Origin of the sequence: Streptomyces sp. SID5464 (assembly GCF_009862985.1) — a bacterium.
Lineage (GTDB): Bacteria > Actinomycetota > Actinomycetes > Streptomycetales > Streptomycetaceae > Streptomyces > Streptomyces chartreusis_D.
This window is the reverse complement of the sequence record NZ_WWIQ01000030.1, coordinates 1-13497: the sequence shown is the minus strand read 5'-3', so window position 1 is coordinate 13497 and position 13497 is coordinate 1. Positions and strand designations below refer to the sequence as shown.

The 13497-nt window shown below is 70.9% G+C and carries 13 protein-coding genes and 1 pseudogene; 9 read left to right on the top strand and 5 right to left on the bottom strand.

What is annotated here, in order from left to right; genetic code table 11:
* On the top strand, positions 1-358 hold a 358-nt coding region (locus GTY47_RS19190), incomplete at its 5' end, for a DUF6542 domain-containing protein (RefSeq protein WP_010049066.1).
* A gap of 278 nt (positions 359-636) precedes the next feature.
* Here the strand turns inward: GTY47_RS19190 and GTY47_RS19185 are convergent.
* Together GTY47_RS19185 and GTY47_RS19180 are read right to left on the bottom strand one after the other, a co-directional pair.
* Complete coding sequence (locus GTY47_RS19185) at positions 637-1383, bottom strand: ROK family protein (RefSeq protein ID WP_010049064.1); 747 nt, start codon at positions 1381-1383, stop codon at positions 637-639.
* 91 nt (positions 1384-1474) lie between these two features.
* Entirely contained in the window at positions 1475-2500 is a 1026-nt protein-coding gene (locus GTY47_RS19180; protein ID WP_078603017.1) for a 4-hydroxy-3-methylbut-2-enyl diphosphate reductase, read from the bottom strand.
* Between the two features lie 179 nt (positions 2501-2679).
* Here GTY47_RS19180 and xseA point away from each other — a divergent pair, with 179 nt between their 5' ends.
* The 3 genes from xseA (at position 2680) to GTY47_RS19165 (ending at position 4864) form a co-directional block, all read left to right on the top strand.
* Positions 2680-3888 (top strand): exodeoxyribonuclease VII large subunit, encoded by a 1209-nt coding sequence (gene xseA, locus GTY47_RS19175; RefSeq protein ID WP_010049058.1) that lies wholly within the window; start codon positions 2680-2682, stop codon positions 3886-3888.
* 9 nt (positions 3889-3897) lie between these two features.
* Positions 3898-4152 carry an exodeoxyribonuclease VII small subunit gene (locus GTY47_RS19170; RefSeq protein ID WP_029181820.1) on the top strand — a complete coding sequence of 85 codons (255 nt, stop codon included), beginning with the start codon at positions 3898-3900 and terminating at the stop codon, positions 4150-4152.
* 121 nt (positions 4153-4273) lie between these two features.
* Positions 4274-4864, top strand: a complete 591-nt coding sequence (locus tag GTY47_RS19165) for a malonic semialdehyde reductase (protein WP_010049054.1) — start codon at positions 4274-4276, stop codon at positions 4862-4864.
* A 61-nt stretch (positions 4865-4925) separates the two neighbouring features.
* Here the strand turns inward: GTY47_RS19165 and GTY47_RS19160 are convergent, their stop codons facing one another.
* Complete coding sequence (locus GTY47_RS19160; protein WP_010049052.1) at positions 4926-5450, bottom strand: DUF4245 domain-containing protein; 525 nt, start codon at positions 5448-5450, stop codon at positions 4926-4928.
* Positions 5451-5577: 127 nt separating this feature from the next.
* On the opposite strand from GTY47_RS19160, the gene glpX reads away from it, so the two are divergent.
* Entirely contained in the window at positions 5578-6612 is a 1035-nt protein-coding gene (gene glpX, locus GTY47_RS19155; protein ID WP_010049051.1) for a class II fructose-bisphosphatase, read from the top strand.
* Positions 6613-6680: 68 nt separating this feature from the next.
* Here the strand turns inward: glpX and GTY47_RS19150 are convergent, their stop codons facing one another.
* Positions 6681-7055, bottom strand: coding sequence for a WhiB family transcriptional regulator (locus GTY47_RS19150; RefSeq protein WP_029181819.1), 375 nt, complete (start codon positions 7053-7055; stop codon positions 6681-6683).
* A gap of 174 nt (positions 7056-7229) precedes the next feature.
* Positions 7230-7916 carry a DUF1707 domain-containing protein gene (locus GTY47_RS19145; protein WP_010049046.1) on the bottom strand — a complete coding sequence of 229 codons (687 nt, stop codon included), beginning with the start codon at positions 7914-7916 and terminating at the stop codon, positions 7230-7232.
* 165 nt (positions 7917-8081) lie between these two features.
* Between GTY47_RS19145 and GTY47_RS19140 the strand changes: the two genes are divergently transcribed.
* The 4 genes and pseudogenes from GTY47_RS19140 to GTY47_RS19125 all read left to right on the top strand — a co-directional run.
* Positions 8082-9752 carry a fumarate hydratase gene (locus tag GTY47_RS19140; protein ID WP_010049045.1) on the top strand — a complete coding sequence of 557 codons (1671 nt, stop codon included), beginning with the start codon at positions 8082-8084 and terminating at the stop codon, positions 9750-9752.
* A gap of 77 nt (positions 9753-9829) precedes the next feature.
* Positions 9830-11233: a class II fumarate hydratase gene (locus GTY47_RS19135; RefSeq protein WP_010049044.1), complete on the top strand. Its 1404-nt coding sequence runs from the start codon at positions 9830-9832 to the stop codon at positions 11231-11233.
* A gap of 83 nt (positions 11234-11316) precedes the next feature.
* Positions 11317-12009 carry a DUF402 domain-containing protein gene (locus tag GTY47_RS19130; RefSeq protein ID WP_050810354.1) on the top strand — a complete coding sequence of 231 codons (693 nt, stop codon included), beginning with the start codon at positions 11317-11319 and terminating at the stop codon, positions 12007-12009.
* A gap of 301 nt (positions 12010-12310) precedes the next feature.
* Positions 12311-13497, top strand: a pseudogene (locus GTY47_RS19125) (serine/threonine protein phosphatase); the annotation flags it as partial.

The following is a 13497-nucleotide window of genomic DNA, read 5'->3' as shown; positions in this document are numbered from 1 at the left end:
CTGCGCGCTGGTCATGTTCCTGCTCGGCGGGCTGTGCGCCGTGCTGTTCGGGGCGTCGCTGACGGCGTACGGCGTGCTGTTCCTGCCGGTGTGCGTGCTGACCGCGGTCTGGGTGCGCCGCGGGGATCTGATGACCGCGCCCGTCGTCGTGCCGATCGCGTTCGCCGTGGGGCTGCTGCCCGTGGCGGACGGCGACGGCGGGGCCGGCGGCAAGCTGATGGGGCTGGTCACGGCGCTCGCGACACAGGCCGGGTGGCTGTACGGCGGCACGCTCGTCGCCGGGCTGATCGTGATCGCCCGGCGCGTCCGCCTGGTACACCGGCGACGGGCGGCGAGTGGGGCACGGCCACCGGTGTGACGGCGGGGGCGTGGACGCCTGTGCGACGGCCGGGCCCCGTGGGCCTGTGCGACGGCCCAGGCCCGTGGGCCTGTGCGACGGCCTGGGCCCGTGGGCCTGTGCGACCACCAGGACCCGCACGCCAGCATGACGGCCAACGCGCGTCCGCCTGTGCGACCGCCAGAGCCCGCCCCGCAGCGTGACCGCCAGGACTCACACCACGCCAGCGTGACCGCCAGGCGTCCGCCGGTGCGACACCGGGAGCGCTTCCGCCTGTGCGACCGCCAGATCCGCCCGCCCTAGTGCCCCGCCGCCCGCATCGCCGCCCCCACGATCCCCGCGTTGTTCTGCAACTGCGCCGGGACGATCTCCGCCTTGATGCCCTCGATGTGCGGCAGGAACTTCTGTGACTTGCGGCTGACACCGCCGCCGATGATGAACAGCTCCGGCGAGAACAGCATCTCGACGTGGGCGAGGTACGGGCGCACGCGGTGCACAGCCCAGTGCTCCCAGTTCATGTCGTGGTCCTCCCGGGCCTTGCTGGAGGCCCGCTTCTCCGCGTCGTGCCCGTCGAGCTCCAGGTGGCCCAGCTCGGTGTTGGGGACCAGGACGCCGTCGACGAAGACCGCGCTGCCGATGCCCGTGCCGAAGGTGAGGACGATCACCGTGCCCCGCCGGCCGCGGCCGGCGCCGAAGTGCATCTCGGCGACGCCCGCCGCGTCCGCGTCGTTCACCACCGTCACCGGCAGTCCGCCCAGCCGCTCGCCGAGCAGCACGCGCGCGTCGGTGTCGATCCAGCTGTCGTCGACGTTCGCCGCTGTCCGGATCGTCGCACCGTCGGTGACCACGCCCGGGAACGTGACCCCGACCGGGCCCGTCCAGCCGAAGTGGTCGACGACCTGCTTGACGCCGTCGGCCACCCCGTCGGGCGTGGCCGGGTGCGGGGTGAGGACCTTGTGGCGCTCCTGCGCCAGGTCGCCCTCGTCCAGGTCCACCGGGGCACCCTTGATCCCGGAACCGCCGATGTCCACGCCGAAGATCTGCATGGCCCTACGTTACGACGAGGGACTGACAGTCACCGGCCGGACGGCGAACCCCGCCCGGCGACTCCCCGATCACTCCCCGATCACTCCTCGATCACTCCGCGGAATCCTCACCGGTTCCGGCGCCGCGGCGCTCGGCGGCCAGCGCCGTCGCCTCCTCGCGCAGGTCGCGGCGCAGTTCCTTGGGCAGCGAGAAGGTGATGGACTCCTCGGCCGCCTTGACGATCTCGACGTCCTCGAAGCCGCGCTGGGACAGCCACTCCAGGACCTGCTCGACCAGCACCTCCGGGACGGAGGCGCCCGAGGTGACGCCGACCGTGGAGACACCCTCCAGCCAGGCCTCGTCGATCTCGTCGGCGAAGTCCACGAGGTACGCCGCGCGCGCTCCGGCGATCTTGGCGACCTCCACGAGCCGCTTGGAGTTGGAGGAGTTGCGCGAGCCGACCACGATCACCAGGTCCGACTCGGCGCCCATCTGCTTCACGGCCAGCTGACGGTTCTGCGTGGCGTAGCAGATGTCGTCGCTGGGCGGGGAGATGAGCTGCGGGAACTTCTCCTTCAGGGCGTCGACGGTCTCCATGGTCTCGTCGACGGACAGCGTGGTCTGGGAGAGCCAGACGACCTTGGACGGGTCGCGCACCTCGACCTTCTGCACATCACCCGGGCCGTCGACGAGCTGGATGTGGTCAGGGGCCTCGCCGGAGGTTCCGATGACCTCCTCGTGGCCCTCGTGGCCGATCAGAAGGATGTCGTAGTCCTCGTTCGCGAAGCGGACGGCTTCCTTGTGGACCTTGGTGACCAGCGGGCAGGTGGCGTCGATGGTGGCGAGACGGCCGCGCTCGGCCTCCTCGTGGACGACGGGGGCCACGCCGTGCGCCGAGAACATGACGATGTTCCCCGGGGGCACCTCCTCCGTCTGCTCGACGAAGATCGCGCCCTTCTTCTCCAGGGTCTGCACGACGTACTTGTTGTGGACGATCTCGTGCCGGACGTAGACCGGAGCGCCGTACTGCTCCAGGGCTTTCTCGACGGCGATCACGGCGCGGTCCACACCCGCGCAGTAGCCACGGGGGGCGGCGAGCAGGACACGGCGGCCAGGCGAAGCAGACATGCGTCCCATCGTAAGGCCGCGTTCGGCGGGTCGAAGATCGCATCCGTGTGGAGTCCCCGGGAAGACTGACCGGGCGTGATGTGAGTGCCGGGTGCGGAGGGCTGAGGCGGAGGCAGAGCACGCTGCCGGAGCCGGGGGTCGCCCGGTGGGTGCGCTCGGTTGTCGGTGGCGGCCACTACTCTCGCGGCATGGCTGTGAACACGTCTCCGGAATCCCCGCTCCCCGTCGGTGAGGTGTCGCGGCTCATCGGGGGGTGGATCGACCGGCTCGGGGCGGTGTGGGTCGAGGGGCAGATCACGCAGTTGTCGCGGCGGCCGGGCGCCGGCGTGGTGTTCCTGACGCTGCGGGACCCGTCGTACGACATCTCGGTCAGCGTCACCTGCTACCGGCAGGTGTTCGACGCCGTCGCGGACGTGGTGAGCGAGGGTGCCCGGGTCGTCGTCCTCGCGAAGCCCGAGTGGTACGCCCCGCGTGGGCAGCTGTCGTTGCGGGCGGCCGAGATAAGGCCCGTCGGGGTCGGTGAGCTGCTCGCGCGCCTGGAGCAGCTGAAGAAGGCCCTCACGCGCGAGGGCCTGTTCGCGCCGGAGCGCAAGAAGCCGCTGCCGTTCCTGCCGCAGCTGATCGGGCTGGTCTGCGGACGGGCCTCGGCCGCCGAGCGGGACGTCCTGGAGAACGCCCGGCACCGCTGGCCCGCCGTGCGCTTCGAGGTGCGCAACGTCGCCGTGCAGGGCGTGCACGCCGTGCCGCAGGTCGTGCAGGCCGTGAAGGAGCTCGACGCGATCGAGGACGTGGACGTGATCATCGTCGCGCGGGGTGGCGGCAGCGTGGAGGACCTGCTGCCGTTCTCCGACGAGCAGCTGATCCGGACGGTGGCCGAGTGCCGTACGCCCGTGGTCTCCGCGATCGGGCACGAGCCCGACAACCCGCTCCTCGACCACGTCGCCGACCTGCGCGCCTCCACCCCGACCGACGCCGCGAAGAAGGTCGTGCCGGACGTCGGCGAGGAGTACGAGCGCGTACGGCTGCTGCGGGACCGGGCGCGGCGGTGCGTGGCGGCGCTGGTGGAGCGGGAGGAGCGCGGGCTGGCCCACGCGCTGGCGCGGCCGTCGATAGAGGACCCGCACCGGATGATCGACGAGCGCGCCGACCATGTGGCGGACCTGCTCGACCGGGGCCGGCGCTGCCTGCGGCACCAGCTGGACCGGGCCGACTCCGAGCTGACGCACACCCGCGCGCGCGTGGTGGCGCTCTCCCCCGCCGCGACCCTGAAGCGCGGGTACGCCGTGCTCCAGAAGACGGACGGGCACGCCGTCCGCGACCCCGGCGAGGTGGCGCCCGGCGAGGCCCTGCGCGCGCGGGTCTCCGAGGGTGAGTTCTCCGTACGAGTGGACACATAGGGTGGGTGGATGACCAGCGAGGTTGATGAGACACCGGGCATGACCGAGGCGCTCGGGTACGAGCAGGCGCGGGACGAGCTGATCGAGGTCGTCCGCCGCCTGGAGGCGGGCGGTACGACGCTGGAGGAGTCCCTGGCGCTCTGGGAGCGCGGCGAGGAGCTGGCCAAGGTGTGCCGGCGCTGGCTGGACGGGGCGCGGGCGCGGCTGGACGCGGCGCTGGCGGAGGAGACCGCGGACGAGGCGGCCGAGGCGGACGCGGAGTAGCACGGGCGGTTCACTGTGAGGTGAGCCACGACACCCCGGGTTTGGTTGAACGTTGAACTTCACTCGCGTACGGTCGAAGACATCAGACGTACCCTCTAGAGAAGGTCCAGAAGGTTCATCCATGTCTCTCGTCCTTGACCCCGCCGCGCAGGACCTGCTGTTCCGCGAGGCCCGCACCGCCAACACCTTCACCGACGAGCCGGTGACCGACGAGCAGGTGCAGGCGATCTACGACCTGGTCAAGTACGGCCCGACCGCCTTCAACCAGACCCCGCTGCGCATCACCCTGGTCCGCTCCCCCGAGGCCCGCGAGCGCCTGGTGCGGCACATGGCCGAGGGCAACCAGCCCAAGACGGCCGCCGCCCCGCTGGTCGCGATCCTCTCCGCGGACAACGAGTTCCACGAGGAGCTGCCGCACCTGTTCCCGGCCATGCCGCAGGTGAAGGACCTCTTCTTCGCCGAGCGCCCGGTCCGCGAGAACGCCGCCACGCTGAACGCCGCCCTCCAGGCCGCGTACTTCATCGTCGGCGTCCGCGCCGCCGGTCTCGCCGCCGGCCCGATGACCGGCTTCGACTTCGAGGGCGTGCGCAAGGAGTTCCTGGACGACGACCACACCCCGCTGATGGTCGTCAACATCGGCCGCCCGGGCCCGGACGCCTGGTACCCGCGCTCCCCGCGCCTGGAGTTCGACCAGGTGGTCACGACCGTCTGACCGACGCACACGAGAAAGGCCCCCGGTGCACGCCGGGGGCCTTCTTCATGCGTACGGAGCCTCACTCCGTCTTCAGCGCGTCCGCCATCTTCGTCAGCTGCGCGAACGACGCGGTGCCCGTCACGACCGTCGTCGAGCCCTTGGTGCCCTCGAGCACCAGCGCGTCGTACCGGCCACCCTCGTAGCGGGTCCAGGTCCGGCCGTCGATCTTCTCGGTCTTCCCCGTCTCCCGCGCGCCCTGGGTCGCCTCGTCGACGAAGACGGGGCGCCGCTGAGTGGACTGCTCGACGGCCACGTACTCCCCTTCGGGATCGTGGAAGCCGAGGTGCCAGGCGTCGAACTCGTCGCCCTGGAAACGGACGGAGGTGGCCTTCCAGGCGTCGGGCAGGCCCTGCGGGGCGGCGATGGGGTACGAGGCGGCGCGGCGTGCCGTGAGCAGCTCGACCCGGTAGTCGACGCGCTTGAGGTCGGGCGGGCTGTCGTCGTGCGGGATGAAGAGGTATATGACGCCCGCCACGAGGACGATGACTCCCATGGAGAGGATCATGTCCCGCGCCGTCTTCTGCTTGCCGTTCGTGCCTGCCACGCCCCCTATCGTCGCAGGTCTCCAGCGCGCTCATCCGTGGGGGCCCCTGCTCATTTTGCCGACTCGGCGATAGAGTCGGGCAACAACACCCTCATCCGGCCGTCGTCGTACAGAAAGGTGCGCTCCGATGACCGAGCATCATCACTTGCCGTCCGAACTCGATGTGCCCTCCGAGGCCCCCGACCGCAACCTCGCCCTGGAACTGGTCCGGGTCACCGAGGCAGCGGCGATGGCCGCGGGCCGTTGGGTCGGGCGGGGTGACAAGAACGGCGCCGACGGTGCCGCGGTGCGCGCCATGCGGACCCTCGTCTCCACCGTCTCGATGAACGGCGTCGTCGTCATCGGCGAGGGCGAGAAGGACGAGGCCCCGATGCTGTTCAACGGGGAGCGCGTGGGCGACGGGACGGGTCCCGAGTGTGACATCGCCGTCGACCCGATCGACGGCACCACGCTGACCGCGAAGGGCATGACGAACGCGATCGCGGTGCTGGCCGCCGCCGAGCGCGGGTCCATGTTCGACCCGTCCGCCGTCTTCTACATGGACAAGCTCGTCACCGGGCCCGAGGCGGCCGACTTCGTCGACATCAACGCGCCGGTGTCGGTGAACATCCGCCGGGTCGCCAAGGCCAAGCGGTCCGCGCCCGAGGACGTGACGGTGGTGATCCTTGACCGGCCGCGGCACGAGGGCATCATCAAGGAGATCCGGGACACCGGCGCGCGCATCAAGCTGATCTCCGACGGCGACGTGGCCGGCTCCATCCTGGCGCTGCGCGAGGGCACGGGCGTCGACCTGCTGCTCGGCATCGGCGGTACGCCGGAGGGCATCATCTCGGCCTGTGCGGTGAAGTGCCTGGGCGGCACGATCCAGGGCAAGCTGTGGCCCAAGGACGACGAGGAGCGGCAGCGGGCGATCGACGCGGGCCATGATCTCGAACGGGTGCTGATGACGGAGGACCTGGTCACCGGCGAGAACGTGTTCTTCGTGGCGACCGGGATCACCGACGGAGAGCTGCTGCGCGGGGTCCGGTACCGGGCCGAGACCGCCACGACCGACTCGATCGTGATGCGGTCGCGGTCGGGGACGGTGCGCAGGATCGATTCCGAGCACCGGCTGAGCAAGCTGCGGGCGTACAGCGCGATCGACTTCGACAAGGGGAAGTAGCGCGCGGAGTCGGATGTACGAAGGGCGTCCCCGGTGCGGTGGGGACGCCCTTTCGTGCTGCTCGGCTGTCAGCCCGCTGCCGCTATGCGGTCTGTCGTCCGGGCCGCCTTCTTCAACTCCAGGTCGCGGCGGCGGCGCCGGGCCAGGACCACGCGGCGCTCGGCGGCGGTGAGGCCGCCCCAGACGCCGTAAGGCTCGGGCTGGAGCAGGGCGTGCTCGCGGCATTCGACCATCACCGGACAGCGGGCGCAGACCCGCTTCGCCGCCTCCTCCCGGGAGAGCCGGGCGGCGGTTGGCTCCTTGGAGGGGGCGAAGAACAGGCCCGCCTCGTCACGCCGGCACACCGCCTCGGTGTGCCACGGGGCGTCTTGATCCCTGTCTCGCGCAGGCACCCGCGGGGCCGGAACGGCAGCTACCAGGGACGAATGCGGCGGTTGCAGCACGGTCTACTCCTGACGACGGCTTCGCGAGCGAGAGACGATGCAGCAAGGCCTACCCGCTGTGCGCGCGCCTATGCACTGAGTTCCGAAGCGCTGGTTTCGCCCCCGTTCCCGGGTTCCGTGGAGCGGCGTCGCCGGTGGACCGATTTGCCCCGGACCCCGACGGATTCGCGACTGTCAATGGTTCAGGTGTTTGCGCAAACTCTTGTCGACCTTGCGCTGCACCCGGTCGAGGATGTCCGCGACGACCTTGCCGCGCCGGGGCCGCGCCTCGACACTGCCGAGGACGGCCCAGCCGTCGACGTAGACGATGGGGGCCTGCGGGTCGCCCGAGTCGAGGGTGTCCACCTCGAAGCTGCCGAGCACGCCGCCGCCCATGCCGCGCAGCGACACGTTCTCCGGGACGCGGATCTCGACGCTGCCGAAGACCGAGAACGACTTGATCATGACCTGCTGGTGGTCGAAGAGCGCCTCGCTGAGGTCTATCTCGACACTGCCGAAGATCGCGTACGCGTGGATACGGCGGCCCGTGCGCCAGCGGCCCTTGCGGACGGCGCTGCTGAAGATCGCGACCACGTTGTCGTCCGGGTCGACGGGGATGGCGCCGGCCGTGGGGCGGTACGGGGCCGGGGCCGGCGAGGGGCCGGGGCCCCGGCGGTGGGCGGCGGGCAGATCCCGTATGAAGACGTCCAGTTCGCCGACCGTCTTGGCGCGCAGCACCCCCTCGACGCGCTCGGCGTGCTCGTCCGCGGTGAGACGGCCCTCGGCGAGGGCGTCGTGCAGGATGTCGGCGATGCGGTCGCGCTCGGCGTCGGAGGCGCGGAGCTCGGAGACGGCGGGCGCGGTCTGCTTCTGAAGGTCCACGACAGCAGCGTACCGAAACACGATAGATCGCGACACCCCTGTGTTGCGGCCGAGTGTGACGAACAGAGCCTTACCTCACGGGCTCGCTGCCGGAGGCAGGTTCTAGGCTGTTGGCGCTCGCCAAAGGAGGCGGGCCGCCGTCCGTCGAGTGAGGAATGGGCTGAGATGCCTGAGTTCGCGTACACCGATCTGCTCCCCCAGGGAGAGGACACCACCCCCTACCGGCTGGTGACCTCCGAGGGCGTTTCCACGGTCGAGGGGCCGGACGGGCGGACCTTCCTCAAGGTGGAGCCGGAGGCGCTGCGCAAGCTCGCCGAGGAGGCCGTCCACGACATCCAGCACTACCTGCGCCCGGCCCACCTCGCGCAGCTGCGCCGCATCATCGACGACCCCGAGGCGTCCGGCAACGACAAGTTCGTGGCGCTGGACCTGCTGAAGAACGCGAACATCGCGGCGGCGGGCGTGCTGCCGATGTGCCAGGACACGGGCACGGCGATCGTGATGGGCAAGCGCGGCCAGAACGTGCTGACGGCGGGCCGCGACGAGGAGGCCCTCTCCCGCGGCATCTACGACGCCTACCAGAACCTCAACCTGCGCTACTCGCAGATGGCTCCGCTCACCATGTGGGAGGAGAAGAACACCGGCTCCAACCTGCCCGCGCAGATCGAGCTGTACGCGACCGACGGCGGCGCCTACAAGTTCCTGTTCATGGCGAAGGGCGGCGGCTCCGCCAACAAGTCGTTCCTCTACCAGGAGACGAAGGCCGTCCTGAACGAGGCCTCCATGATGAAGTTCCTGGAGGAGAAGATCCGCTCGCTGGGTACGGCGGCCTGCCCGCCCTACCACCTGGCGATCGTCGTCGGCGGTACGAGCGCCGAGTACGCGCTGAAGACCGCGAAGTACGCCTCCGCGCACTACCTGGACGAGATCCCGGCGGAGGGGTCGGCGCTCGGGCACGGCTTCCGGGACAAGGAGCTGGAGCAGAAGGTCTTCGAGCTGACGCAGAAGATCGGGATCGGTGCGCAGTTCGGCGGCAAGTACTTCTGCCACGACGTGCGCGTGGTCCGCCTGCCCCGCCATGGCGCCTCCTGCCCCGTCGCCATCGCCGTGTCCTGCTCCGCCGACCGGCAGGCCGTCGCGAAGATCACCGCCGAGGGCGTCTTCCTGGAGCAGCTGGAGACGGACCCGGCGCGGTTCCTGCCGGAGACGACGGACGAGCACCTCGACGAGTCCTCGGACGTGGTGAAGATCGACCTCAACCAGCCGATGGACACGATCCTGGCCGAGCTGACGAAGTACCCGGTCAAGACCCGCCTCTCCCTCACCGGCCCCCTCGTCGTCGCCCGCGACATCGCGCACGCCAAGATCAAGGAGCGGCTGGACGCGGGCGAGGAGATGCCGCAGTACCTGAAGGACCACCCGGTCTACTACGCCGGTCCGGCCAAGACGCCTGAGGGCTACGCGTCGGGCTCCTTCGGCCCGACGACGGCCGGCCGGATGGACAGCTACGTCGAGCAGTTCCAGGCGGCGGGCGGCTCCAAGGTGATGCTGGCCAAGGGCAACCGCAGCAAGCAGGTCACCGACGCCTGCAACACCCACGGCGGCTTCTACCTGGGCTCCATCGGCGGCCCGGCGGCCCGTCTGGCCCAGGACTGCATCAAGAAGGTCGAGGTCGTCGAGTACGAGGAACTCGGCATGGAGGCGGTCTGGAAGATCGAGGTCGAGGACTTCCCGGCGTTCATCGTCGTCGACGACAAGGGCAACGACTTCTTCCAGGACCCGGCCCCGGCGCCGACGTTCACGTCCATTCCGGTACGGGGTCCCGGACTCGCCTGAGAACGGCGGTGACGGTTCGCCTCCACGGGGAACAGTGGTCGCGTCGCGGACGCTGTGACACGTGGAGGTGATCGTCGATGACCGACGAGCAGGACAGGACCGAGTACCGCACCGAGCACGACTCCATGGGCGAGGTGCGGGTGCCCGCCCACGCCAAGTGGCGGGCCCAGACCCAGCGGGCGGTGGAGAACTTCCCCATCTCCGGACAGCGCATCGAGCGCGCGCACATCGAGGCGCTGGCCCGGATCAAGGGGGCGGCGGCCAAGGTCAACGCCGAGCTGGGGGTCCTGGACAAGGACATCGCCGGCGCGATCCAGGAGGCCGCCGGTGAGGTCGCCGAGGGCAAGTGGGACGCGCACTTCCCCGTCGACGTGTTCCAGACCGGGTCCGGGACCTCGTCCAACATGAACACCAACGAGGTCATCGCCACGCTGGCCACCGAGCGGCTCGGGCGGGCCGTGCACCCGAACGACCACGTCAACGCCTCCCAGTCGTCCAACGACGTGTTCCCGTCCTCGATCCACATCGCCGCGACCGCCGCCGTCACGCGTGATCTGATCCCCGCCCTGGACCACCTCGCCGCCTCCCTGGAGCGCAAGGCCGAGGAGTTCTCCGATGTAGTGAAGTCGGGGCGGACCCATCTCATGGACGCCACGCCCGTGACGCTGGGGCAGGAGTTCGGCGGGTACGCCGCCCAGGTGCGGTACGGGATCGAGCGGCTGGAGGCGTCCCTGCCCCGGCTCGCCGAACTGCCCCTCGGCGGTACGGCGGTCGGCACCGGCATCAACACCCCGCCCGGTTTCTCCGCCGCCGTGATCGAGGAGGTCGCCCGTACGACCGGGCTGCCCCTCACCGAGGCGCGTGACCACTTCGAGGCGCAGGGCGCCCGGGACGGCATCGTCGAGACCAGCGGGCAGCTGCGGACGATCGCGGTCGGGCTGACGAAGATCGCCAACGACCTGCGGTGGATGTCCTCGGGGCCGCGCACCGGCCTCGCCGAGATCGCCCTGCCCGACCTCCAGCCCGGGTCCTCGATCATGCCGGGCAAGGTGAATCCGGTCATCCCGGAGGCCGTGCTGATGGTCGCCGCCCAGGTCGTGGGGAACGACGCCACCGTCGCCGCCGCCGGTGCCGCCGGGAACTTCGAGCTCAACGTCATGCTGCCCGTCATCGCGAAGAACGTGCTGGAGTCCGTGCGGCTGCTCGCGAGCGCCACGCGGCTGCTCGCCGACCGGACCGTCGACGGCATCACCGCCAACCGCGAGCGGGCGCGGGAGTACGCCGAGTCCTCCCCGTCCGTCGTCACGCCGCTCAACAAGTACATCGGCTACGAGGAGGCCGCGAAGGTCGCCAAGAAGGCGCTGGCCGAGCGGAAGACGATCCGTCAGGTCGTGCTGGACAGCGGGTACGTGGAGCGCGGGGACCTGACCCTGGAGCAGCTCGACGAGGCGCTGGATGTCCTGCGGATGACACACCCGTGACGGTTCGCCGCGCGGGCGCGACCGGCGCGTGAACCGTGACACGCGCCGCAGCGTCGTATGGCCATGGCACCTAATATCTGTGCATGGCAGACGGTGGAGCGGTGAGACGCGTGGAAACGGGTGGTGCGGCAGGCTTCTGGGAGCCCGGGAGCGAGATCCTGTGGAGGTACCGGGAGAACGGCGGCGCGCGTTTCCACATCGCGCGTCCGGTCACCGTCGTACGGGACGACGCGGAGCTGCTCGCCGTGTGGCTGGCGCCCGGCACGGAATGTGTGAGGCCCGTGCTCGCCGACGGCACCCCCGTGCACCTGGAGCCGCTGGAGTCCCGTTACACCAAGCCGCGGACCGTGCAGCGCGACCACTGGTTCGGCACGGGCGTGCTGAAGCTGGCCCGGCCGGCCGAGCCCTGGTCGGTGTGGCTGTTCTGGGAGCCGGGCTGGCGGTTCAAGAACTGGTACGTGAACCTGGAGGAGCCGCTGGCCCGTTGGGCGGGCGGTGTGGACTCCGTCGACCACTTCCTGGACATTTCCGTGCACCCGGACCGCAGTTGGCACTGGCGTGACGAGGACGAGTTCGCCCAGGCTCTGCGGGACGGATTGATGGACGATCAGCAGGCCGAAAAGGTCCGAGCGGCCGGGCGGGCCGCCGTGGAGATGATCCGCGCCTGGGGGCCGCCGTTCTCGGAAGGCTGGCAGCACTGGCGCCCGGATCCGTCCTGGACGGTACCGTCACTGCCGGAGGACTGGGACCGTACGCCTGCGCATGTGTCCTCATGAGACCCTTGATGCGCCCCCGGGCAAGAAACGTAGGATCGTCCTCCGCAAGGGCGCGCGGCGGCAACTGACGGAGCACGCGCTGGGCTTGACCGATCGTCACCGAGGGGCGGCAGGACGTGAGCGAGGGGTACGAGGGCAACACCGGCAGGGCCTGCGCCACAGGCCCTCAGGACCGCAGACGGTCCGCCGGTGGCACGGGAAGAACCTCTGACCACGCGGGGATTCCGTTCCTGGGGCAGGTATTCCGGGTATCGGAGTTTCGGCGGGACCACCTGCACCTCTGGCGTGCAGCCCCGGACGGATGGATGCGACACGCGTGACGGAGCAGCCGACCTCCTTCGAACGCCCGCAAGCGGGCGTCGACCCCGCGGACCCCCGCGGGGCGCTCGTGCATACCTCGACACCGGCGCGTGCGCCCGGTACGGGCGCCTTACCGGTACAGGGCCGCTGCGGCGGCGACGTCACCGCTCCGCTCACGACGGCGCACACCACGCCGGGCACGTCGGAGCCGGGCACCTCCACGCCGTTCGGCAAGGGCAAGGACACCGTGAGCGACCCCGTCTCCGAGCACTCCCAGCCGGGTACCGAGCAGACCGCCGAGCGCGACACCCCTCGGCCGCGGCCCGCCCCCGAGGGCATTCCGGTCCAGCCGGCCGACGAACAGGACCGGCCGACGCCCGGCCCCGACGGGCAGGAGCGCCGCAGCGGCCAGAGCCTGCCGCCCGGCCGGCCCACGCCGATGCGGCGCGACGGCGACCGGCTGCGCTTCGTGGGCGCCGCAACCCGGCGGATCGCCCGCGGTATCGATCTCGACGAGATCGTGATGGGGCTGTGCCGGGCCACCGTGCCCACGTTCTCCGACGCGATCCTGGTCTATCTGCGCGACCCGCTGCCCGTCGGCGACGAGCGGCCCACCGGCCCGCTGGTGCTGCGGCTGCGGCGCACCGACCGGATACCGGCCGAGCGCGACACGGAGAACGGCTTCCTGCCGGCCGCGCAGCCCGAGCCGAACGAGCTGGACACGGTCGGCGCCGAGCTGTGCGAGGTCCGGCCCGGCAGCGCGCTCGCCGAGGTCCTGCGGGGCGTGCGCCCGGTGTTCACGGACGCTCCCGCGGCCCGCGCCGCGCTGCCCGAGTTGCTCGGGGACGGCGGCGAGTTCGCCGTGCCGGACGGGCAGCGCGCGATCCTCGCGCCGCTGCGCGGCAGGCGCCGGGTCATCGGTGCCGCCCTGTTCCTGCGCCGTCCCGAACGCATCGCCTTCGAGCCGGACGACCTGCTGGTCGCCGCCCAGCTCGCCACGCACAGCGCCCTGGGCATCGACAAGGCCGTCCTGTACGGCCGCGAGGCCTACATCGCGGACGAGCTGCAGCGCACGATGCTGCCCGAGACGCTGCCCCGCCCCACGGGCGTGCGGCTCGCCTCGCGTTACCTGCCGGCCGCGGAGACCGCCCGCGTCGGCGGCGACTGGTACGACGCCATCCCGCTGCC

What these genes read in the sequence shown, in the direction of transcription:
- GTY47_RS19135 (WP_010049044.1), top strand. Translation starts at nt 9,830, where the DNA reads ATGACCGACGAGCAGGACAGGACCGAGTACCGCACCGAGCACGACTCC.
- GTY47_RS19140 (WP_010049045.1), top strand. Translation starts at nt 8,082, where the DNA reads ATGCCTGAGTTCGCGTACACCGATCTGCTCCCCCAGGGAGAGGACACC.
- GTY47_RS19130 (WP_050810354.1), top strand. Translation starts at nt 11,317, where the DNA reads ATGGCAGACGGTGGAGCGGTGAGACGCGTGGAAACGGGTGGTGCGGCA.
- glpX (WP_010049051.1), top strand. Translation starts at nt 5,578, where the DNA reads ATGACCGAGCATCATCACTTGCCGTCCGAACTCGATGTGCCCTCCGAG.
- xseA (WP_010049058.1), top strand. Translation starts at nt 2,680, where the DNA reads ATGGCTGTGAACACGTCTCCGGAATCCCCGCTCCCCGTCGGTGAGGTG.
- GTY47_RS19185 (WP_010049064.1), bottom strand. Translation starts at nt 1,383, where the DNA reads ATGCAGATCTTCGGCGTGGACATCGGCGGTTCCGGGATCAAGGGTGCC.
- GTY47_RS19165 (WP_010049054.1), top strand. Translation starts at nt 4,274, where the DNA reads ATGTCTCTCGTCCTTGACCCCGCCGCGCAGGACCTGCTGTTCCGCGAG.
- GTY47_RS19180 (WP_078603017.1), bottom strand. Translation starts at nt 2,500, where the DNA reads ATGGGACGCATGTCTGCTTCGCCTGGCCGCCGTGTCCTGCTCGCCGCC.
- GTY47_RS19170 (WP_029181820.1), top strand. Translation starts at nt 3,898, where the DNA reads ATGACCAGCGAGGTTGATGAGACACCGGGCATGACCGAGGCGCTCGGG.